Raw genomic sequence first — 23,045 nt, 5'->3', positions numbered from 1 at the left:
CTATTCTATTGCCGTTAATCATAACTTTCCTTTACACCCTACATAGTTTAGTAAAAAAGTTTGGTTTCACCATTTATTGTCGGAGAATCACTGATTTATTTGGGGTTTGACTTATTCGGTGTCATGACTCAAATTGGAATTAATCAAATCACGAAGATTAACGGTGGACTGATCAGCGTCAATGGTCATGTCTCGACCGACATCGATCTGTTGACTGTGATCCTGGTTAGTTTGCTTAATTTCAATATTAGTGGGTTTACTGGCAAGGATCTTGAGGATGTCCATCATGTTGGTGTTTTGGTGGCGTTCGTGGTTTAGCTGTTCTTTGTAAACGTCAATTTGGCTATCTTTGGTGGCAAGCTGGAGTTTATATTGAGCTTCAATAACTTGGAGTTGTTGTGGATAGATTTCCGTTAATTCAGCATGAAGTTTACTTTTATCAGCGTCGGGCGGGACATGAACTTTGACTACAAAAACGCCGTCCCCTTTGTTTTCAATAGCTTGTACTTCTAGCGGGATCTCTCCATTTCGTACCTGAACTTCTTGCAGAGTGTTCACTAGAGCCCGCCAATCTATTCCTCCTCGAAAAATCAGATCCACGGTATCAAACACTTCTCTAAACAGTTTGGTAAATTCGCTGGGTTGAAATTTGCCACTGCTGGGTCGGCGTTCTTTTTCATTGCTACGTAGATAAATATAATCACAATCCACATCGTCCAAAATGGTAGTGTTGTCGATATTCCAGTTTTCCAAACAGGCAGCAGTAAGAACGGCTTGGTGAAAGTTCGATTGAACGGCATTGACTTCAGTAAGGTTAGCCCCTTTTAAGTTGGTATTAATGAGAACAGTTTTTCTTGAATTTGCATAAGATAGATCACAATTTTCAAGCTGTGCATTTGTTAAATTCAAATTACTCATGTTTTCATGAGACAAGTTTAAATTGATTCCACCATTTAAGTCACACATTAAAGAAATAACCTTATTTGATCTCAAAGGAGGAGATCCAAAATATGACAAATAAGCTTTTTGGGAGTTATTCAGACAAATTTGATTGATTAAAGAATCACTGAAATTACAACATTTTAAATTTGCATATGAAAAATCACAGTCTTGTAAATTAGCCTGCTTGAAACTAGTTCCAAATCTTGTAAAAATCATTTTCGCAACCCTGACTTCATAGTTCCAGACAGAATCATCAAATAAATAGAGATCATAAACTAGAACAATAAAAACAAGTATGAGTAATGGAATCATAGAAGAAGTCGAACTAGTTAAGATGGTAACTTTATTATCATCGATAAAAAAATCAGATATGTAGTCTCCTATTTTTTGCATGGCTATAAAAAATATACTTGTCAATAATGTCAGCTTACGATTAATTTCAATAATAAAATGAAATATAATATTCGTGATAATTCTAATAACAAAAAAAACAAAAACTTGAAGGAGGCTAATTGACAAGAAAATCAAAGTAAAAATAAATTCTGTCAATGATCCCCTATCAATCAATAAGGGAAATACCAAGATCAAGAAAATCAAAAAAATAGAAGGAATGATAAAGAAAGTAGATCTATTTATATGGTTTTTAAATACTAGTTTATTTCTGGATTTTTGAGATATAAACCATAATACTAAGGATGTATAAACAAGACAAAAAAATAAAATATAAACTACTATATACCTAATTAAATGGTAATAAAATGACTCCTCACTGATGCCCAACTTAATTTCAATTTCTTTCAATGCAATATTGGAAAAACTATGATAAGAAATAACGAAAATCAGCAATAGAAGTAGCAGACCGAGTAAATTAATAAGTGAAAATAAAGAGTAACCACAGGTTGTCTGTTTAAGTTTTGACCCATTCAAGTTAGCGTAACTAAAATTTGTGCCACGAATATCACAACCACTAAAATCTGCTCCACTTAAATCCACCCCTTGCCGCTGTCCGTTTTTCAACTTCTTGGCAAATCGTTCAAAATTGCACCCAGATAATGATTCGCCTCGAAAATCACGACGACCTTGTTTGTAGGCTGCAATGACTGTTTCTGCTTTCATTAACCCAATCCACCCTCAAAATTGACTAATAGAATACACGAGTCAACTCAAAAATGATTAATACAGAGCAGTAAGCTTTCTTTAATACATGAAACACCTTAACAAAATAATGGCGATCGCCGCTTTGACGGAACAACGGGCCCGGGGCATTTATCATTTCACCAACAGTGAGCTGACCAGTTGGTAGAATTTTGCAGATGGTACTTGAAGCAGAAATCAGTACTGGCACTTTCTAGCCCTAAATTTAACGTTTAACTTACTTTCATCGTTTCCGGCACCTGTTGGCGGTAACGGTAATAGGCGGCACAGGCCCCCTCCGAAGAAACCATGGGTGCTCCCAAGGGCTGTTCTGGGGTGCAGATAGTACCAAAGGCTGGACAATCGCTGGGCTTCCGTTGTCCCTGTAAAATTTCCCCGCTAATACACACTGTTTCTCCCATCGTTGGGGCCATGGTTTGCAATAAATTGGCGAATTTAACTGCGGCATCCCAGGGGGCAAATGCTGGCCTTAAACCCAAACCGCTGGCCGGAATTAATCCCAAACCCCGCCAATGGCGATCGACTGGCTCAAACACTTGGTCAATAATTTTCTGAGCATGGGCATTGCCCTGGGGTTGGACCGATCGCCGATATTGATTGTTGCAGGTGAATTGTCCCGACTCCAGTTGGCGCACACAGGCAAAGATGCCCTGCATAATGTCCACAGGTTCAAAGCCAGTGATGACAATGGGTACTTGGTATTTTTCAGCGATATGTTGATAGGCCCTTTCCCCGGTCACCGTACAGACATGCCCTGCCGCCAAAAAGCCCTGCACGAGGGAATTGGGATTGCCTAATAAAGCCTCCATAGCCGGGGGCACCAATACATGGGCGCAAAGTAAACTGAAATTGCTAATCCCTTGGGTCCTAGCTTGGTGCAGAGTCATGGCCGTGGCAGGGGCTGTAGTTTCAAAACCTACTCCGAAAAATACCACTTCCCGATTAGGATTCTCCCTGGCGATCGCCAAACAATCCAAAGGAGAATAGACAATGCGCACATCTCCACCCTGGGCTTTAACGCTCAGCAAATCCATCTCACTGCCGGGCACCCGCAACATATCGCCAAAGGAACAAAAAGTGATCTCCGGTTGCCTAGCTAACCACAAAGCCTGGTCAATTAATTCCATGGGAGTGACGCACACAGGACATCCGGGGCCATGGATCAGAGTCAAATCCTTCGGCAACAAAGCATCCAACCCATATTTGACAATGCTGTGGGTCTGGCCGCCGCAAATCTCCATCAGCGTCCAAGGTTTGGTTATCTCCCTGGCGATCGCCTGACGGTAATGGGCCACCGCCTGGGCATCCCGATATTCATCAACGTATTTCATGGCTAAAACTTGGCGAACTGATTCCAAGGTTAACGAAAATTTTCAGTAACAGTTCGTTTCGCCCAAATTAGAGCGTGTTGACAAAGTTTGAAAGTGATGTCAAATTTCCCTAGCCCTCCTCCATAAGAGGACGATTCTTGACAAGCGCCCAGTCAAATGGGTATTGAGGATAATTTTTTGAACTGAATAATGGCTCTTTGCCCACCCTAGTTAGTTTTTTATTCCCCAGGCAATGGCTCCAAATAAGAAATTCAATTGCTAAAGTAGGAACGGAGAAATCTTATTTGAAGGGTTAGTTGGTGGCATCTTTAATATCTTTTTACGATAGAAAAATACCACACTAAAATTCTCCCTTTTCCACTACCTTTTTCCTCCCATTCACCAGTTGGTTTAGTTAAAATGAACTTTGATCTTTCAAAGCTAAGTAGTATGAAAGTTGAGTCCTTGGTGCAGCAAGGGTTAGATACCATTCTTAACCGCCAAACCAAAGCCGAAGCTTCATCTGTAGACAAAGTTAGTTTGATCAAAAAATCCTTGGATCAAAAAGGGGAATTATACCGACTGCCTCCCAGCCATGAATTTACCATTGCCGCTTTCCAAGTACGATATCAAACTTCCGTTGGTTCTATTCTTATTACCCTAGATAACCTGCGGGAATTCAATAAAATGTTAGACCAAGAAATTTTACAAGAAGCGAGCAAAGGTTATCTCCGCAAAGCAGACCGATATATTCGTCAAAAACGCAATGTTGATATCACCAAATACACCCACCGCATCAAAGCTTATCGGGTTAACCAAGCCAAAGCAAAAATTCTTACCTGGATTATTGACTGGGACTTTCATAAGCAATCATCAGACGAAAGTTCCTATGGGAGCGGCACTGCTAGGGCGTTAATGCAAGAATTGGCAGTTGCCTTCCTCGATCATCCCATCGCCAAGAATAGTAGGGGAGATTATTTAGACGCCATCATGACCCTCAACTGGGTTACGGAAATTTTGCACGCAGCCAAACCCTTCTATAGCCACAGTCAAATTACCCACAAAATTATCTACCATCACAGCTCGGATAGCTAGCGGGCAATGGGCTCAACAGTTATTGCTAAAAATCTGATCTAAGTTGCTTTAATTATTTGATTGTCTGACTAATTTATGACCAACCACACTGGAAAAATTGTAGTTTCAACCACCCATCAACAAAATTATCCCAATATTAAGAGCTAGTTTCTAAAGTAAAAATTAAGAGGTAATACGAGAAAGCATTATACGGATGAGGACACCATAAATCATTGCTTCACTTATTTCGGTATAAAGTTCGCAATCCTTGCTTAATCGCCGATAGCGATTTAACCAACCAAAAGTACGCTCTATCACCCAACGCTTGGCTAAAAGTTCAAATTCTTTGGATGAACGCTTAACGACTCCAATTCGCACTGAATCTCCACACAATTGCCTCATTGCCCAAGCAAAATTTTCCTCTCAATACCCTTGGTCTACATAGACCACCTCCAGTGAGGAGAAATGCTTGTGAAACTCTCAAAAATAGATTTCTCCTATCCTCTTTTCTTTATATTTTTTTTAGAAATCACTTCTGAGCTGTTGTCACCTGGGGCAAATCCTGGGGATCAAAATAAGTCCTTTTGCCGTAGGGCGCTAGGGCTTTGAGCACTTCCCGGCCGTAACTGCGGGAATTGACCCGGTCATCCAAGATAGCTAACCAACCGCCGGACTCCCGTAGGGGTAACACTGCCTGCTGTAAATCTTTCAATGCCACTGGTAGTAAATAGTCCCGAAACCAGTCTTGATGGTGGCGTTTGTGGTGTTGTACTCGCTTGGCCACCAGAGGATTTTCCAGGGAGGGAATGGGTAAAGTGCCTAAAATCAGCAGGGCCGGTGGGGGAAACTGTTCCCTTTGGGCGCACCAGTATTGCCAACCCGCCACCAAAATACTTGGAGCTAAGCTAGGAGCGGGTTCCACTTTCACTCCAGAGCCTAATTTGGCTGCTAGTTGACTGCCCAGTTGGGCTTTGAGCGGCAGATCATCGAGCAAAATCACCACAAAGGTGTCCGGTTGCACCGCCATAATTTCCGTCAAAATGCGTTCGATTTCCGTTAGCAAAGTGGTTTGGAAGGCTGGGGTATTGGGTAAGGGTAGGCGATCGGGGAGGTAAATGGTTAACGCATCCTGCAGACGGTGGGGAGAAAACTTTAGGCAGAGTAAATTTCCCAAACCCAAGGTTTTGCAATAGGTGGGGGCGGTTTTCTCAGCGTCTAAAAAACTGCCGATGAGCACAAAGGCGGCTTGATCGCTGTCTTGGCCTCCATCAATAAAATCTCCCTGACCTTGATCGGAGCTTTGCCAAATCGGCTGTAGCCAGGGTTGTACGTTGACCGGACTAACGTGGAGGCTAATTCTGCCCTGCTGTCGGTCCACTTCGGCCCAGAGGAGATGGTTATCGGTTTGTTCTTGCCAAAACTGCCAAAACTGCTGAATTTTCTGAATATTTTCTTGCTTAATGGCATTTTCACCCTGACTAATCGTCAACTGTTCCGTTACCGCCTGATTTAACTCCTGTAATTCTTCCCCATCCAGGGGGTAAAAACCATGGGGATTGAGGGGGCGGGCAAAGAGGGACTGACTGAGGCGGCTCCAATGGGTTAGAATCTGGTCTTGGCCCTGGGGAGTTTGGGCAAAGAGGGGTTGGAGAGTGCTCCAATCTAGGTGATGGGAAAGAAAATCCCTGGTCCAATTTTCTAAATGTTCTACCTGTTCGATCGCCGTTAAGGCGGGGGCAATATGGGGGAATGACCCTAAATTTTCCTGTAGCCATTGGTCGGGAGTAACAATTTCCGGCCAGGTGATGGCTAAATCGGCATCATTGCTTTGTAGGGCAATTTGCAAAGCCGGTAAAATAACTGTTTCTAAATCTTGCTTACGTTTGAGGGTGGTGACCAGACGAATGGGCTGATCACTAAGTAAACAGGGCAATAGATAACTGGGGCCGTAGGTGGGGGGCAAACAACCAGTTTGAATCAAGGCCGATCGCCGTAGTCGCAGGGCCCGGGATACCAAACGACCCATGGTCAACGAATGGGGCCAGGGGGGAATGGTTTGTTGGCGCTGTTGGGCTTTGAGCAGGTGGTGAACTTGGGTTTCGAGTAGTCCCATGGGGGTGTTTTTTCGGCCACTACCGGGATCTATGCCATGATGGGGAGTTAACGAAATTAATGTCATTAAGGTAAAAAAACATGGCTGAAATTCAATTTTCCAAGGGAGTTGCAGAAACCGTTGTCCCAGAGGTGCGCCTCAGCAGGTCGAAGAATGGGCAGTCCGGCATGGCAAAATTCTATTTCTTGGAACCGACAATTCTAGCGAAAGAAAGCACCGATGATATTACCGGCATGTATTTAATCGACGATGAAGGGGAAATGATCACCAGGGAAGTAAAGGGCAAATTTATCAATGGCCGCCCCACGGCGATCGAGGCCACGGTGATCCTCAATTCCCAACCGGAATGGGACCGTTTTATGCGCTTTATGGAGCGCTACGGCGCAGAAAATGGCTTAGGTTTTTCCAAATCTGAATAATTTTTCAATTTTTCATCCTCTTCGGTGACGATGCGGCAGTCCTTTTCCCGATCTTCCCAGCCCAGTCCTAGTCAGAGCTGGCCCTACTGGTATCTGGTGCCCATTTATCCCTACAGCCAAAGGCAGACTTTGTTGCGGGAAGTGGTACCGGACACTATCTGGGTGTTGGAACAGGTACAGGGAATTTTTTATGTGGTAGTACCCATCCGCATGACGGTGGTGCGCCTGAACACGGGGGGATTGCTAATTTACTCTCCCATTGCCCCCACGGAAGAGTGTTTACAATTGTTGGGGCAACTAACAACCAAACATGGCCCGGTTAAGTATATTATCTTACCCACCATTTCCGGGTTAGAACATAAGGCCAATGTACCGTCCTTAGCCCGCCATTGTCCAGAAGCAACGGTGTATGTAGCCCCAGGCCAATGGAGTTTTCCCCTTAATTTACCTCTCAGTTGGTTGGGATTTCCAGGCGATCGAACGAAAATTTTGCCCGCTGATAGTAGCGAAACTCCCTTTGCCGGAGAATTTGATTACGCTTACCTAGGGCCGTTGGATTTACAGTTAGGGAAATTTGGTGAAGTGGCTTTTTTCCATTGGTCTAGCCATAGTTTGCTGGTGACGGACACCCTGTTGGTTTTGTCGGAAAATCCCCCCCCAGTGTTGGAACTAGATTCCACTCCCCTGATATTTCATGCGCGGGATAACGCTGGCGATCGCCTGGAAGATACGGCCGCTAATCGGGCTAAAGGATGGCAACGCATTTGTTTATTTGCCCTCTATTTCCAAGCCAGTACCCTAGAAGTTCCCAATTGGAACCAGGTGTGGCAAGAGGCGAAACAAGTTGGCGATCGCCGTCGGGAGAATTATTTTGGTTTGTACCCATTTCGGTGGCGACAAGATTGGCAAAACACTTTTCAAATCCTGTGGGGCGGCGGCAAAGTCCGAGTAGCTCCCATTTTGCAAGAGCTAATTCTCAACCGGGAACCGGAAGCCGTATGGCAATGGGCAGAAAAAATTGCTAGTTGGCCGGTGGAAACCCTGATTTCCTGCCACTTTTCAGCGCCGGTGGCTACTAATGGAGAACACATCCGCCAAGCATTTAGCTTTTTGCAAAAATCTCCCCCGGATGAGGAACTATTACCCCAAAAAGACCGGCAAATTCTGCAACGCATTGATCAATTCCTCGTACGTTGGCGCATCACCACACCACCGGCTGACAAACGGAAATAGTAAAACGGTAGGTAAACTACAAAAATTTCAACACGATAGTAATCTGGCATGATTCTGGAAAAAACTAGAAACTTGACCAGCATTGCATAAGCACAGAGTTTGACGGTTCCATCTAGGATTGCCATAGATAACATCTGTAATATGCTCATCAGTTAACTCTTTTTTACTGCTGAGTAGTTTACATCAGGAAAATAAAGATGTTTGCCCTGTTACTGTTTGTCCTGGGAAAGATAGGCTTGTGATTGTGTAGCGTGTTTCTACTTTATCTGTGATGAAAAAATTGATGGTTTTCTCCTGCAGCATAATTTCACAGTCTTGGTTAAGAGATAAGATTCCAGATGACGGCATAGCATCATCATTGATGTAACCAACATATTCATTATCCTGATCATCTTCAAACTTAAAGTGTTTAGTCTTTATATCACCTTGTGTGAGTCGACCTGATGCTCTAAAATCTCTGACACTCTCTGTTTTCATTTCTTTAATTGCTCTAAGAGCATCTTTCGTGGCTTCAACCGTAAGCCGTGCAGAGCCTCCATAGCTTGCTTGTATTGATCCCCACTCAACATACAAACCTGCATTTGAATTTGCCAAAGATTTCAAAAATTTCACATACTTTCTGGCTGATTTACTTCTCAACTTAAATAAATGTCCTCTCAGTTCTTCAACTTCACTTCCAACTCTTATTAAATCAATGAACTCTTTAAGTGAGTTGGGTACCAGATTGCTTTCAATTAAGTTAGCAGGTGCAGAAACTAGCTTTAAGCCAAAGGATCCTTTAAAACTACCAAAGGCACTTAACTCCATTTCACGAGCCAAGTCAGGAGAGATTTTTTTCCGAGCTAGTTTTGCATCCATTACTGCAGAATTTTGCTCCCTAGTCATGATTTCTTGGATTGCTAAGGATTGAGCAATCCCATTAATGGTGTCCTGAAGAGAACTTAAAATACTACCCAAAGAAGAAATTGGAGCTTCGGAACCATAATAGTTGGGAAATGATAACGCAAATTTGATAACTTCCCGCCCTATTCTTCTAGCAACTTGATTTACATCTGTTAATTCATCTAATATTTGTGATTTTGAAAGTCTCTCAGAGACTTCCAGTGTTTCTAGAATTTCAATAACCCTGCGAACAAAATCTGGTGCATCAGACCTTAAAGGCAATAAGATTTCAAAGGCACCATCAGAGTCACAATTCTTGACCCAAATTGATGCTTTGCTGGATATTTTTTCTTGCTCATACCAATCATGATCACGAAGATAATCTGCAATTTTAGATGGACTCAGGTCCTTAATAATGTCAGGAGCAAATACCATAGAATTCATACTGTCTCTCCTATACCAAAGTTTTGCATGAAATTCTTTAAAGATTCAGGAGTAAACAGATTTGCTCGTGGTACATGGACTGTAATTGATGTTGTATTTCGAGTTTCTGGTTCTCCTGCTAGGGACTTCCAATATCCGCAACGTCTTAGCAAAAGTTCATCTTCAGAGTGCAAGAGCCATTTATCAAGATCATCAGGAACTAGCACTACAACTAAGATATAGGGAATTGTAGGGTCGTCGAATCTCAAATTATTATAAGCTGCAACTTCAAGAGGGTAGTGAATAGCATCTTTATGAACTGTGTCATCCCTAGAAGTACATTTGACTTGAATGTCTATGCGAGGACATCTTCTTGTGCCCTGAACGCCAAGAGCGGTGATCGTTACGTCGATACCCTCCATATCCAGAAGGCGAGTGGCATTAGCACATGAGTAACCTGCTGCTGCCGCGACAGCGTGGATGTAGGCGTAACTAAATTCCTCCTTGTGAGCGTTTCTGTCCATGAAGAGGCTAAGGTTTAAAGCTTTAGAAGTTGTAAGACTGCAAGTCTGGGTTTGGGAGCCGCTCTTATGAGAGGATTTTGCTTATCATAAAATCCCTTTAACACATTGGCCAAGAAATCCGTGTTCTCTGGAAGCAAATTGGCACGCTCCATTGCTCTGTGTCTCGGTGAAGTCGATGCGGTTGTCATAGGGAAACACAGCGGTATCTGAAATTACAATAATTGCTTCCGTTTAAGAGAAGACTTTGTTGAAGAAACTATGAAGAATTCAAGTTGATCTGCTGCACGGTTTCATAGCTGAGCATTACCCTTATTTCATCCCGATCGCCAATTTCGTCGGCAGGTTTGCCATGGCGATCCCATAGGTAATTCCTCGTTAGACTTTCCGCAGTGAATCTCCAGATCATTAATTAGAGTGCGAGTTGCCCAGGCCATAGCCTTGACTGAACTCTCATCATGGACTTAGAAATAGAGACTAAAAAACAATATTTTTTCCCATCATTTCTCGATTAAACTGAGCTAGAGTGCCAGAAAAAAACAATCCTTCCAGCTTCTAGCAAAATGATGGTATCAGCTTACTATATGGCCGATGGACGATGGGAAACCACCAAGCAAGTGGGGGTGTAAACAGCAGAATGACGTTGGTGCACAGTGGCATATCAATCCACTGAATACAGCTAGGGCGCAGGGGGAATGCGAGCAATCCGGCAAGAACGCAATCCTTCAGGTAGTTTGTAGGCTGGAACCATGCCGTCTTTGCTGTCGAGGTAAAGTTCAGCAGCGCTGATTAGATCTTCACCACTATTGATTGGATCTAAATCCCCGAAAAGGTAGGTGGGTTTATGGGTGCCCACATAGGCGATCGCACAGGGTCTGTCACAAATACATAAACAGGAAGTGGTCTCAATTTTTAATTCATCTTTGCGTGCCCATCTTTGATGTAACTCTTGAAGCTTATTTAGCAAACAAATACCGTCTGTTGGAGAATTAGAATGGTCATTTTCTGCCTTAGCACCACAAGCCTTACAAACCACTAAAATATGCTTTGCCATGGGGTTAATTTTCTCCAAGAAGGTATTTATATAGGTCGTCGAGGATGGCATTAGCGGCGATCGGTCCACTGCCAATCCAATAGCTTGGTACTTCGTACACTTTGCCTGCCTTTACCGCCCTCAGTTGACCCCAGAGGGGATCCTGTTGCAGTTGTTGCAGTCGTTTTTTCGCTTCCTCATTGCCCTGGGAAGTGTTTTCCCCTGTCCAAAGAAAAATCACATCTCCGTCAGCTTGCTCCAATACTTCACGGCTAATTCTGGTTTGGATAGGATTGCCAAATTTTTGTTGAGCTTCTGCCGCACTAATATTCTGGGAAGGGGGACGAGCTAAACCCGCATCCTGCAGCACTGTACCGGCAAATGAATCCTTCAGATATAAGTTAATGCCATCGGGATAGAGGCGAATGACGGAAACCTGGAGGTTATCAAGGCGATCGCCCATTTGAGTGCGAAAATCCGTCGAGCGAGCTTGATAGGCGGCCAAGGCTGACTGGGTGGCGGTCTGCTGGTGGAGAGCATTGCCTATGGAAGCAAAAACTTTTTTCCACTGTCCACTATGTTCAAAGGGAAATAGTACTGTCGGCGCAATCTGGCTAAGTTGGGGGTAAATACTTTGGTGGGAATCTAGCCCCACAATTAAGTCGGGATTTGTTCCCAAAATTGCTTCTAAATTGGGTTGTTCCCCCTTGCCAATATTTTGAATATTTCGGGCATTGGTCATTAGAGCTGGCAGTTGGGCCTGAAAATTGCTGGGCACCGTGGCGATCGGCTCCAGGCCAAGGGCGATCGCATATTCAAAGGCGGCCCCATCTAAAGTAATAAGACGCTTAATTTCTGTTGGTACACAACTCTGGTTTTCCCCTTGGCTCACCATGGGACAATCGGCTTCTTTTTGCCCTGTTCCCTCTGGAGGTTGACCTTGGCAGGCCATCACCAATACCACCATGAACAAAGCCATAGCTGGGTAAATTAGTCGGTGTCGCAATGGTCGTAATGGTTGTGAAATCAATCCTTTCGCCTCATTTCAGCTAGATTTGAGCAATTGTCTAAAGTAGGAATGGGGATTGGACAATAGAGATAGGCGATCGCCGTATTCCAGCATTTTTCCCCGGTCTAGAATCAGAATTTGGTCAGCCCGTTCCACTGTTTTCAGGCGATGGGCAATGATAATTCCTGTCCGATGCTCTAGTAATCGATTAATAGCCCGCTCAATTAACTGTTCTGTCAAAGGATCAAGCCGTGACGAAGCTTCATCGAGGATAACTAGACCAGGATCTTTGAGAAATACCCTGGCAAAAGCTAGCAATTGGGCTTGCCCCGCCGATAATCCTCCCCCATCCGTGCCTAGTTCCGTATCTAAACCCTGGGGTAATGTTGCCAACCAAGGCTCCAACCCGAGGTCGTCCAGAGCTTGTAAAATCAATCGGTCTGGGATGTGGTGATTAAAAAAGGTCAGATTATTGCGTATGGAAGTTTGAAACAGTTGCACGTCTTGGGTGACAAAACCGACCCGCTGATGTAATTCTCGTCGAGATATGTTTCTAATGTTGATGCCGCCAAGCTGAATTTGGCCCCGCTGAATGGCATAAAAATTCAACAAGAGTCGAGCGAATGTACTTTTGCCACTGCCGGTGTGCCCCAGCAAGCCAAGCACTTTTCCAGCGGGTAGATGCCAGGTTAAATTCTGCAGAGCGTAATCAGCATCTTCGTGGTGGTGACCTTGGCGGTGCTCAGGTAATTCGTGGTTGCCGTCCCCAGGTTTTAAACTCGCTGTGGTTGGATAACTAAACCACACATTTTTTCCTTCGACGGAAAGTGACCCCGATGGCAAAGCTTGGGATCTGCCCAATCGGGGTGACGGAGACTGACGAATGAAGTCTTGAATGCGGTAAAGACTAGCAACAGCCTGTTGAAACTGTTCTAGTTCTTCCCGTATCCGTTCAATGGGATCTTGGAGAAGACTGGCATAGTAAAACAAAAGATAGACTGTACCAATGGTGATACCCTGTACACGCCATAGGTAAGCGCCCAAGGCCAGGGCGATAGCATTGCCCACCGTGAATAGACCAACGGTGCTGCCCCACAGTAGAGTGCTCTGCAACCGTGCTTGATGAAAAGCCCTCAGCCAGTTTCTTATCAATGTATAAAAGCGGTTCATGACATAGTCCACCGCTCCATTGCCCCGAATGTCTTCCAAACCGGCTAAATATTCAGTGATAAAACCGTAAAAATCAGCACTGATGCCACGGTAAACTTGCCATGGCCCCACCGCCAAGGATTGCAACCGGCTGAGGATGCCCAGGGCTAGTAGGGCAAAAAGAGTCAAACCCAATCCTGCCTGCCACTGCTCGAACCACAACACGACTAGAAGACCCACCACTAGCAAGCCATTGCCCAGTACTTGGAGCACAAATTGGGAGAAAAAGCGGGCCAGGGCGTCCACGTCTCCATCAATGCGTTCCACTAGTTCCCCGGGGCAATGATTTTTGTGAAAAGTTAGATCGAGATTGAGGGTATGGCGGGCTAAGTTCAAGCGGAGATTATTGGTCGCAGTCCAAGCAACGGTTTCACTGCAATAGGTGGCGATGATTTCCAACCATTGACGCACAACGGCGATCGCCATAAAGCCCAATGCTAGCCACACCAGTATGGTTTGGGGCCCTCCGGCCATGGCTGTGTCGATGAAATAGCGCAAAATCTGGGGATTAAGAACCTGTAGGATAATGCTTCCCCCCAAGGCGATCGCCAAAGCCAGCACTTGCCTCCACTGGGGACTTAGGTAGGCCATTAAAACTTGTCGATTAGACTGGGGCGAAAGGAGCATAAATCAAGATGATGGAGACCTGAACACAAGGGTAATAATGGCTAATTTCTTGACCTCACAATTCCCGACAAACTTTTCTGAAATTAAAAAAAATCAGGGTTAAGGTTAACCTCGTTCTTGGTATTGATCATCCTTCCATACCCCTTCTAGGCGGGTACCATCAGCAAAAGAATAAACACCCTTGCCATTTTTCTTACCCTGTTCAAAAATTCCTTCAAACGTATCACCATTGGCATAGTCACAGGTGGCCATACCTTGGAGTTGATTATTGCTAAATTGTCCTTGGCAACGATCGCCATTGGCAAAAATAAATGCACCTTCCCCTGCAAACTTACCGGCAACAAATTGACCTTGATAACGATTACCATTAGCAAAGGTATAGATGCCTTCCCCTGCCGGTTGTCCGTTCCGGATTTCCCCTTGGTAGCTGGCCCCATCGGCAAAATTGTATTGTCCTTGCCCAGAGGGTAACCCCTGTTTAAATTGTCCCTGGAAACGATTGCCGTTGACAAAAATACGGGTGCCTTGCCCAGAAAATTCACCGCTCTGAAATTCCCCTTCATACTCTCCTCCGGCGGCAAAACGAAAAATTCCCTCACCGTCGGGTTGTCCATTCTTTAAGGTGCCTTCATATTGATCGCCATTGTCGTACTCGCACTTGCCTGGCCCGTTCAATTCTCCTTGAACAACAGTGCCGGAACAGCGATCACCATTGGTATAAATAAAGGTACCTTTGCCCGTGGGTTGACCATCAACGAATTCCCCCTCATAACGAAGACCCGCCGCCGTTGTATAAATCCCTTGACCGTGGGGTTGACCGTCAACAAATTCCCCTTCGTAACGGTCTTGACTGGCATAGACTCGCACCCCTTTACTCCCCATTTGATCATCTTCAAAAACCCCCTCAAAATAGCCCCCATCAGCAAAAATATATTTCCCTTGCCCCTTTTTTTCACCCTCAACAAATTGACCTTCATAGCGATCGCCATTGGTAAATTGACAGGTACCCTGGCCATTGAGTGCACCATTGCTAATCTGTCCTTCACATTTAGAACCATCCGGCAGGGTTAAATTGCCCGCCAGGGATTGATGACCCAGGGAACTTAAGCAGACCATACTGCCAGCTAGGAAAATAATTTGAGCAAATTTAAACATTATTAAAACGGCGAACTTTTAACTTTAAATAAATTTCACAGTCAAGTTTTACCTAATTAACCCAGAGAGTTGGAATTAGGAATCGGATGACTGCTCCAGATCGGGCGCCAATTCATCTATCCCTACTGCGGGAGCTGTCTTTGGTGCGGCAGCGGGAGGCGATTCTGGACTGGGGGAAGGAGAAACTTTCACCGCCGGCACGGGACTGGGCTGGGATTCTACGGAGAATTGTTTCAGTCTTTCTTCCCGTTCTTTTTCTAATTGCCGTTGGCGGGCTTGACGCTCTTCCTCCAATTGTCTTTGGCGGGCTTGATTAGCCTTTTCCTCTTCTGCTCTGCGGGCGGCCTGGCGCAACTCTTCCTGCTGTTGCCGACGCTCCCGAGCCTGACGATCAAAATCTGAACCAGCAACGGTGAAATGAATCACCACAGGGACTGATTTGGACTGACCACTGGCGGGGGCCGTAAACTGCATTTTTCTGGCTGCCAATAAAGCCTGACGGTTGACCTCGCTGTTGCCGTGGGCGTTGGTGATGGTTACGCTGGTCACACCACCCCTATCATCAACGGAGACCAGCACTGTGGCACTGCCTTCTTCCCCCTGGAGAATGGAGGGATAGCTGGGTTTACATTGGCTAACGCACTTCAACGGTTCCGGCTTAGCGGGGGCACTGGGGCTTGGTTTCGGTTTAGGAGGGGCACTACTAGCAACAGGATTGGCCGCAATGGGACCGACATTTGCCCCTGCATTGCCGCCACCGGGCCGTTCTGTTCTGGGTTGGCCGGAGCCCAGACTAGGGCCAGAGCTACCACCACCACTGGCAATGGGTTTAGTCGCTGTCCCCGGTTTCATCGGCGGGGCCCCTTGACTAACGGCATTACCATTGGCGATCGCCGTAAATGAATCCTGGTTGGTCGATGGATTTTCCTGGGACGGGGCAGAGGAACTAATGCGACCAAATACGGGCTGTCGGCTTGGGGCGTTGGCTAAACTTTGGGGCGTAGCTGGGCGAATCCCCGGGGAAACAGCGGGGGCCTGCTCAGGAATCGGGGCAAATTCCGGAGTCTGGAGGGAAGAAAAGGGCAAACGAAAGGCACTCTGGGCCGGCTGAGTCAAAGAAGCGGGGCTTTCTGTAACTGGATTAGGGAGGGGATTGACCTTTGAAGTGGGGGGAGCAATGGCCTGGTCCACCGGGGGGGACACTGCATTGGGGACTGGAGTAGCATGGGGTGGGGGCAATGGATTGGGTAAGGAAATCGGATTTTCCACCACCGGACTGGGCAGGGAATTAACTGGTGGGACGGGGGGAATAATGGCTTGGGGCAGAGGCGGTAAAACTGCTTGAGTTACCGGAGTGGATGGTGGTGGGGAGATATTCGGCAGAGGTTCGACTTTTTTCTGCTCAGTTTTCTGCTCCGTTGGTGGCGGTGTGACTTCTGGGATGGGAGAAGGGTCCACCACAATAAATTCAATCGGCTCTACGGCGGGAGTATCACCATCCAGGGGAAATCTCCAGAACGCTCCGATCGCCCCGTGGATTAACAAGGAACAGGTCGCCCCCGCCAGGATGATCTTTTGGCTGTTTTGGTATTGCTGGGATCTTTGGGTCAGGCAGAAATTAGAGATTGACATGGAATTCTTGCATTGACAGGCAATTATTGTGGCCCCTAGCCTAGGCTGAACTGCATCTATTATGTGAAATATTATTATTAATAGCTATAGCATTATAGACGTTTAGTTGCGACATCAAACACCTCCACTGACTCTTTTATTCCAAGATTTTTTCTCTGCAACCGTGAATATAGGCCCTTAAAGCCTAGAAAACTCGTTTGCACTTAAGCAAATCTTATTGCTTATCCATTTAATTTATTGAAAATAGTTATCAATTGCTATTATGGCTAGGCAAGGAGATTAATTGAGAATTACTCTTAACTGTGTCGAGTAAACCTAAGAGGTTATCACGTTGGTAGAAGTTTTTATGGCCGGGGGCATAGTGGCGGTGCCCCTCCTCGGTTTTTCCCTGTTAGCTGTGGCCCTGATTATCGAGCGTGCCTATTTTTGGAGTCAGATCCAATTACGGCAAAATCGGTTGGTAAATGATGTGCTCAAGCTTTATCGCAGTAATCCCCCAGGGGCGATCGCCAAGCTGAAACAAAATGCGGATTTACCCATGGCACGAATTTTTCTCGAAGCCCTGTGTTTGGAGGGGGCCACACCAACGGAGTTTCGCCTGGCCCTGGAAAGCGCTACCCAAGCAGAATTACCGCTTTTAAAACGATTTAACACCCTATTTCAGACTATTATCACCGTTTCCCCTCTCCTGGGCTTACTAGGGACAATTTTGGGGCTAATGCGTTCCTTTTCTTCCATGAGTTTAGGCAGTACCACCGCTGCCAATGCCTCGGGGGTCACCGGGGGGATCAGTGAAGCATTGGTGTCCACCGTGATGGGCTTGGTAGTTGCCATTGCGACTCTCCTATTTGCCAACGTGTTCCGTTCCCTCTATCTGCGCCAATTCGCCCTCATACAGGAGCAAACAGGGCAAATCGAATTGGTATATCGCCGTTTCCATAACCAACCGGAGGAAAAAGAGTATGCGACTTCCCGATGAGTTTGAAGCCCAGGGCGAAATCAATATCATTCCGATGATTGACGTGATTTTTTCTATCCTGGCGTTTTTCATCATCTCCAGTTTGTATCTCAGCCGCTCCGACGGTTTATCGGTCAACTTACCTTCGGCCCAAACCACGGAAAGCAACCCCAATCCGCAATTTATTCTAACCGTTAAAAAAACTGGTGAACTGTTTCTCGATGGTCAGGCAATCCCCCTAAAAGATTTGCAAACAAATATCCTGGCTAAGGCGAAAAATAACGCCAATAGTTTGGTGGTAATCAAGGCCGATGAACAGGTTAACCATGGCTTAGTGGTGCAGGTTATGGATGGTGTACGCCAAATCAAGGGGGTTTCCCTGGCGATCGCCGCCACGCCTAAGAACTAAAAAAACTGAAAAAGAATTAAGCATTTGCTTAATCAATAAAACTTTTTAACTTTTGTGTGAGGAGCAATTGTGAATACCAAAATAAGCTTAGGCTTAACCATATGTTGCCTATGTTCGGGGCTAGTAGCCCCCTTGCCCATACTGGCCCAAATTAATAATTCTGGGGCCCAAACCAAAATACAAGCTCAAGTTGGCTCCATCTTGGTTACCGGAGTTGACTTAAAGTCCACAGAAAAGGGTCTAGAGCTGGAACTGGCCAACAATTCCCCCATCCCGCTCCAACCCCTGATTTATCCCCAAGGGAATCTGCTCATTATTGAGTTGACCGATGCCCTCTTGGACATTCCCGGAGGAGAATTTAACCAGGAAAATCCTAGTCCCCAAATTGCGGCGATCGCCATTACCCAAGGGGAAAACAACATAGTCCGCATTACGGTGACAGGCGTTGATAATAATCTTCCTGAAGTGACAGTGAGTTCTGTTGACCAAAATTTAGTGCTTAGCTTAACTTCGTCCTCCACGGCGATCGCCCCTGAGAATCCAGAATCAGAAATTGAAGTGGTAGCCACCCAAGAAGGGCAGGGGGAAGCTAGCTACTTTGTGCCCAGTGCTTCGACCGCCACAGGATTAGATACCCCTTTACTCGATATCCCCCAGTCCATTCAAGTTGTGCCCCAACAGGTCTTACAAGACCGAAACGTAACCGAATTGGGACCAGCCCTCCAAACAGTGCCAGGGGTTAGCCCCGCCGGGGGCAGGGGAACTAGTGTTTTTGGTCCCGGTTTTCTAATCCGTGGATTTCCCGTCAACAACAGTATTTTTCGTGATGGCATTCCCTATCAATCCTTAGCCCCCTTAAATACCACAGACATCGAACAAATAGAAGTGCTCAAAGGCCCCTCTTCCATTGTGTTTGGTGCTGGGGAACCCGGGGGATCAATCAACCTAATTTCCAAAAAACCTTTGGATGAGCCTTATTACAATGCGGCTGTGTCCCTTGGTAATTATAATGACTATCGTTTAGATGTGGATTTATCCGGTCCTCTGCTACCGGAAGCCATTGATACAGTTAATTATCGTCTCAATGTTTCCTATGAAACCTCCGGCAGTTTTCGAGATTTCGTCTACGGTGATCTCTGGGTTGTATCACCAACTTTAACTTGGAATATTGGTCCAGACACGAAGTTGAATATCTATGGACAATACACAACCAATCGGGAAACCTTAGATGAAGGCATCCCAGCACCAAATATCGCAGACTTGCCATCGAATCGATTTTTGGGAGAGCGATTTAGTAAATTTGAGCAAGATCAATACCTAATTGGCTACACTTTCAACCACGATTTTAACGAAAATTTGAAGCTACGCCATGCCATGCAATACTTGGCCTACGCCCCCGTCCGCTATGCGCCCCTCTTTGACTTTTTTGACGAAGATACTGGGGAATTAAATCGATTTGAATATTATGGGGGAGGAAATTATCAGCGTTTTTTCACCAATGCAGAATTGGTAGGAGAATTCTACACTGGGCCGGTTAAACATCGGGTGTTATTTGGATTGGAGTATCGTAACGATACAGAGACTCCAGAATTTCAATTCAGCAACACCTTTGCCCCTATTAATGTTTTCAACCCGGTTTACACCAATACTCCTTTCCCCATCGCGCCAGAATTTTTCCGTGATGATCAAGTCAATCGCTTTGCGGTTTATCTACAGGATCAAATGGATTTATTCGATAACCTGAAGCTATTGGTGGGACTCCGTTACGATTCCGCCACCCAAAATCGGTCAACTCAGTCCCTCACCGAACCTAGGGAGGAATTTAACCAAACCGATGACCAATTAACGCCCCGGGTCGGTATTATCTATCAACCAATTCCCAGCGTTTCCCTTTATGGCTCTTACACCACCTCTTTTAATCCTTCTTTTGCCGCTTCCCTGAACGCCGATGGCTCTACGTTTGATCCTCAGACCGGTCGCCAGTTTGAAGTGGGAGTTAAGGCAGACATTACCGACAAGTTAAGTGTGACTTTCTCGGCATTTGATATTAGGAAACAAAATGTTCCTACCATTGATCCTGCTAATCCATTATTTACCATTCAAACAGGGGAACAAACTAGCCGAGGGGTGGAGCTTTACCTGGGGGGAGAAATTTTGCCTGGTTGGAATATTGTCGCCGGTTATAGTTACCTTGATGCTTTTGTAAGCCAAGATAATACCGATATCGTAGACAACACTTTATCTAATGTTCCTAGCAACCAGTTTAGCCTCTGGACAACCTATGAAATTCAATCGGGAAATTTACAAGGCTTGGGCTTTGGTTTAGGACTATTTTATGTTGATCAACGGGAGGGGGACTTGGACAACACCTTTGTGTTACCCAGTTATTTCCGCACCGATGCTGCTGTTTTTTACCGTCGGGAAAATTGGGAATTACAATTAAACATTGAAAATTTGTTTAATACCCAATATTTATCGGAATCCGATGATTTTAATCTAAGGGTTTCTCCCGGAGCTCCCTTTACGGTAGTAGGAAAAATTGGTGTGACGTTCTAGGCATTTTAAGACTGCTGATGATGAGATTATCAGCAGCAAATTTTCTAATGCTCCAAAACCAGGATTGGAAAAATGAAAAAAAATGTTTATTACAGCAAAATTGCTGACATTTACGATCAAACTCGCTGGATGACAGAAGCAATTGCCGAAGAAGTTGCAGATTTTATTCTCGCTCTAGTGAAGGCAACAAGCGAAACTACTTTTCTTGAGCCTGGTGTAGGGACTGGGCTCAATGTCATTCCTTTAGTCAGACGTGGTTATTCTGTAACTGGTGTTGATATTTCTCAGGAAATGCTTAGCCAATTTTCTCAAAAGTTGCCCCGTATTCCTCCGAATCTTAGGTTGATCCATAAAGATGCATCGCAACTATCTTTTCCAGACAGCAGCTTCGACGTAGTGTTAACGGTTCATATGCTTCATGCTGTTTCCAATTTAGGTATGTTTTTAGATGAGATTGATCGAGTCCTAAAACCAAACGGTTTTTATTTAAATGCTCAATGGGTTACTCCCCCTGCACGTCTAGAATTTGAGAACCATTTCAAAACTATTTTGCTTAAGTATCAAGAGCCAAAGCCTTCACAACAATCATTAGAAGTAACTAACAAAATTAATATAGATGAATATTTACTAAATAAAGGGTATCAGTGTAATTATTTGACAGCTAAGGAATGGACGGTAAGCAATCAGGTGCAAGAACTACTCCATTTTTACAGATCACGAGCCTATGGATTATGCTGGCTCCTTCCAGATGAAGCATTTAATCTTGCCATAAAGGAATTTGAAGTATTTTGTTATGAATATTACGGTTCATTAGAGGTGGAGTTATCGTCTCAAGCACAATTCGAAATCTGGGCATACACAGTAAAATGATGATTTTAATTTCGGTATTATCTTCAGAGTATCTTTCTGATAAATTTCATAAAACCCCAAAGGAAAAATGGAAATGGGGATAACTATTAAACAACACTATTGCCGATGGGATATGTTGACCCTTCAGCATTTTGAGATAATCCACAAGGTTGTCCCAATCGCCATAGCACATTTTTCCAACAAATATACTGCACTGGTATTTTGCCCGTTAGGGCTTTGCTCAATAAATTAAACCCATCAAATATTTAGGAATAATTTGCATTAGGAGTAGACTAATAGATTGATCAATTCTTTCAATCTACTTCAGCTTATTCAGCTTCCCATCTGCCCATGACCCTACTTCTTTCCGAGTCCGACTACGATGAGCTTTGTCAAATTCCCTTTGACCCTGAGTATTACACCACCACTCCAGTTGACAGTTTTGAAACCATTCGCTGGCTGCCCGCTTGCCTGGGCCATGGCCGTACCCGTTGCTTGGAACTTTCCCCTGGGGTTTGGTTGGATTTGATCAACAAGGAATTTACCCAGCCCTGGGCACTGAAAGTACCGGTACACGAGCATTTAGTACAGTTCACCGTCCTATTGTCGGGGACCGTTGATTATGAGGAAACCTATCCAACTCTGGAGACAAAGAAGGGTTATGTCTCCGGGAGTGGCTTTTCCCCTGGTTATGTGGCACGGTATGGCCAATTGGGCTACCTAGAAGGCATTAACGTCCACCTCGAACCCCAAATTTTAGAACAATTTTTAGTTGGGCAATCCCTATCCCTAGGCCAAGCTTTACTCAAAAAGGATGAGTGGAAAATGGCTTGGTTTCCCGCCATTACGGTTGAAATGCGGACAGTAGCTCAGCAGATGCTCCAATGTCCATTTCACGGAGTGACGCGACGTTTTTTTCTCCAAGCCAAGGTGTTTGAACTTTTCGCCCTTCAATTGCATAGCATTATGGCCGACCAAAATTCTTCTCCATTTTCTGGCACTTTGAAACCAAAAACAATTGAGAAGATCTACGAAGCGAGAGCCAGACTAGTTGCCCAACTGGAAAGCCCTCCTTCCGTTTTAGAGTTGGCCCAGCAGGTGGGGTTATGTGATCGTACCCTCCGCCGTGGTTTTAGGGAACTGTTTGGCACCTCTGTAATCGGTTATCTCACCCAGCAACGTCTTCACCAGGCCAAAGATCTGCTCTCCCAGGGCAATTACACTGTCGCCGAAGTCGCTAACAACGTGGGTTATAGCCACTTAGGCCACTTCTCCGCGGCGTTTCGCAAACAGTTTGGTGTCAGCCCTAAACAGTGGATGCTGAGTAATTGATAGTCTCTCCCGGTTAAAGCCAGAGGATTTCCATCTACCCAAACAAAGAAAATTAGGGGAGTTTCTCCCGTTAGCCGGGGATTTTTTTGCCTCAAAGTCCGTTTTTGGATCAACGTGACCGTTTTTTTGATAGACAAGGCCAGAGACAACTATCTACACTAATTTTCCTAGCTAATCAAGAAAGATTTGCAACAAGTAACTGAC

20 protein-coding genes are annotated in these 23,045 nt (G+C 45.1%); 8 read left to right on the top strand and 12 right to left on the bottom strand.

Annotation, left to right across the window (positions count from 1 at the left end):
* Positions 1–111: 111 nt before the first annotated feature.
* Together BWK47_RS00155 and hypD are read right to left on the bottom strand one after the other, a co-directional pair.
* Entirely contained in the window at positions 112–2,058 is a 1,947-nt protein-coding gene (locus tag BWK47_RS00155; protein WP_162327103.1) for a pentapeptide repeat-containing protein, read from the bottom strand.
* Positions 2,059–2,309: 251 nt separating this feature from the next.
* Positions 2,310–3,428, bottom strand: coding sequence for a hydrogenase formation protein HypD (gene hypD, locus BWK47_RS00150; protein ID WP_162327102.1), 1,119 nt, complete (start codon positions 3,426–3,428; stop codon positions 2,310–2,312).
* A 429-nt stretch (positions 3,429–3,857) separates the two neighbouring features.
* On the opposite strand from hypD, the gene BWK47_RS00145 reads away from it, so the two are divergent.
* On the top strand, positions 3,858–4,502 hold the full coding sequence (locus BWK47_RS00145) for a hypothetical protein (protein ID WP_237269715.1): 645 nt from the start codon (positions 3,858–3,860) through the stop codon (positions 4,500–4,502).
* Between the two features lie 162 nt (positions 4,503–4,664).
* Here BWK47_RS00145 and BWK47_RS00140 read toward each other — a convergent pair whose 3' ends face one another.
* Positions 4,665–4,883, bottom strand: coding sequence for a transposase (locus BWK47_RS00140; protein ID WP_162327100.1), 219 nt, complete (start codon positions 4,881–4,883; stop codon positions 4,665–4,667).
* 127 nt (positions 4,884–5,010) lie between these two features.
* Complete coding sequence (locus tag BWK47_RS00135; protein ID WP_162327099.1) at positions 5,011–6,660, bottom strand: ATP-dependent DNA helicase; 1,650 nt, start codon at positions 6,658–6,660, stop codon at positions 5,011–5,013.
* A 14-nt stretch (positions 6,661–6,674) separates the two neighbouring features.
* Between BWK47_RS00135 and psb28 the strand changes: the two genes are divergently transcribed.
* Both psb28 and BWK47_RS00125 read left to right on the top strand, forming a co-directional pair.
* A complete protein-coding gene (gene psb28 / locus BWK47_RS00130) occupies positions 6,675–7,013 on the top strand; it encodes a photosystem II reaction center protein Psb28 (protein ID WP_162327098.1) in 339 nt (112 codons plus the stop codon).
* A gap of 24 nt (positions 7,014–7,037) precedes the next feature.
* Positions 7,038–8,246: a DUF4336 domain-containing protein gene (locus BWK47_RS00125; RefSeq protein WP_162327097.1), complete on the top strand. Its 1,209-nt coding sequence runs from the start codon at positions 7,038–7,040 to the stop codon at positions 8,244–8,246.
* A gap of 183 nt (positions 8,247–8,429) precedes the next feature.
* Here BWK47_RS00125 and BWK47_RS00120 read toward each other — a convergent pair whose 3' ends face one another.
* The 8 genes from BWK47_RS00120 to BWK47_RS00080 all read right to left on the bottom strand — a co-directional run bounded on the left by BWK47_RS00120 (position 8,430) and on the right by BWK47_RS00080 (position 16,737).
* Positions 8,430–9,572 (bottom strand): hypothetical protein, encoded by a 1,143-nt coding sequence (locus BWK47_RS00120; protein ID WP_162327096.1) that lies wholly within the window; start codon positions 9,570–9,572, stop codon positions 8,430–8,432.
* Positions 9,569–10,075 carry a DUF4365 domain-containing protein gene (locus BWK47_RS00115; RefSeq protein WP_162327095.1) on the bottom strand — a complete coding sequence of 169 codons (507 nt, stop codon included), beginning with the start codon at positions 10,073–10,075 and terminating at the stop codon, positions 9,569–9,571. The genes BWK47_RS00120 and BWK47_RS00115 overlap by 4 nt, the downstream gene beginning before the upstream one ends.
* Positions 10,076–10,331: 256 nt before the next feature.
* On the bottom strand, positions 10,332–10,481 hold the full coding sequence (locus BWK47_RS00110) for a hypothetical protein (protein ID WP_162327094.1): 150 nt from the start codon (positions 10,479–10,481) through the stop codon (positions 10,332–10,334).
* Positions 10,482–10,751: 270 nt separating this feature from the next.
* Complete coding sequence (locus BWK47_RS00100; RefSeq protein WP_237269714.1) at positions 10,752–11,126, bottom strand: DUF1636 family protein; 375 nt, start codon at positions 11,124–11,126, stop codon at positions 10,752–10,754.
* Positions 11,127–11,130: 4 nt separating this feature from the next.
* Entirely contained in the window at positions 11,131–12,135 is a 1,005-nt protein-coding gene (locus tag BWK47_RS00095; protein ID WP_237269713.1) for an iron-siderophore ABC transporter substrate-binding protein, read from the bottom strand.
* A gap of 15 nt (positions 12,136–12,150) precedes the next feature.
* The gene (locus tag BWK47_RS00090; protein ID WP_237269712.1) at positions 12,151–13,914 is read right to left on the bottom strand and encodes an ABC transporter ATP-binding protein; all 1,764 of its coding nucleotides are present in this window, start codon (positions 13,912–13,914) and stop codon (positions 12,151–12,153) included.
* A 141-nt stretch (positions 13,915–14,055) separates the two neighbouring features.
* The gene (locus BWK47_RS00085) at positions 14,056–15,105 is read right to left on the bottom strand and encodes an MORN repeat-containing protein (protein WP_162327092.1); all 1,050 of its coding nucleotides are present in this window, start codon (positions 15,103–15,105) and stop codon (positions 14,056–14,058) included.
* A 75-nt stretch (positions 15,106–15,180) separates the two neighbouring features.
* Positions 15,181–16,737, bottom strand: coding sequence for an energy transducer TonB family protein (locus BWK47_RS00080; protein WP_162327091.1), 1,557 nt, complete (start codon positions 16,735–16,737; stop codon positions 15,181–15,183).
* A 346-nt stretch (positions 16,738–17,083) separates the two neighbouring features.
* On the opposite strand from BWK47_RS00080, the gene BWK47_RS00075 reads away from it, so the two are divergent.
* The 5 genes from BWK47_RS00075 (at position 17,084) to BWK47_RS00055 (ending at position 22,841) form a co-directional block, all read left to right on the top strand.
* Positions 17,084–17,716, top strand: a complete 633-nt coding sequence (locus tag BWK47_RS00075; protein WP_162329549.1) for a MotA/TolQ/ExbB proton channel family protein — start codon at positions 17,084–17,086, stop codon at positions 17,714–17,716.
* Positions 17,700–18,104, top strand: a complete 405-nt coding sequence (locus BWK47_RS00070) for an ExbD/TolR family protein (RefSeq protein WP_237269711.1) — start codon at positions 17,700–17,702, stop codon at positions 18,102–18,104. The genes BWK47_RS00075 and BWK47_RS00070 overlap by 17 nt, the downstream gene beginning before the upstream one ends.
* A 69-nt stretch (positions 18,105–18,173) precedes the next feature.
* Positions 18,174–20,660 carry a TonB-dependent siderophore receptor gene (locus BWK47_RS00065; RefSeq protein WP_162327090.1) on the top strand — a complete coding sequence of 829 codons (2,487 nt, stop codon included), beginning with the start codon at positions 18,174–18,176 and terminating at the stop codon, positions 20,658–20,660.
* 72 nt (positions 20,661–20,732) lie between these two features.
* The gene (locus BWK47_RS00060) at positions 20,733–21,530 is read left to right on the top strand and encodes a class I SAM-dependent methyltransferase (protein ID WP_162327089.1); all 798 of its coding nucleotides are present in this window, start codon (positions 20,733–20,735) and stop codon (positions 21,528–21,530) included.
* Positions 21,531–21,860: 330 nt separating this feature from the next.
* The gene (locus tag BWK47_RS00055; protein ID WP_162327088.1) at positions 21,861–22,841 is read left to right on the top strand and encodes a helix-turn-helix transcriptional regulator; all 981 of its coding nucleotides are present in this window, start codon (positions 21,861–21,863) and stop codon (positions 22,839–22,841) included.
* The last annotated feature ends 204 nt before the right edge of the window (positions 22,842–23,045 follow it).

It is taken from the genome of Synechocystis sp. CACIAM 05 (assembly GCF_010222815.1).
Lineage (GTDB): Bacteria > Cyanobacteriota > Cyanobacteriia > Cyanobacteriales > Microcystaceae > Synechocystis.
The sequence above is the reverse complement of the archived record's forward strand: the minus strand, read 5'-3'. Positions and strand labels throughout refer to the sequence as shown.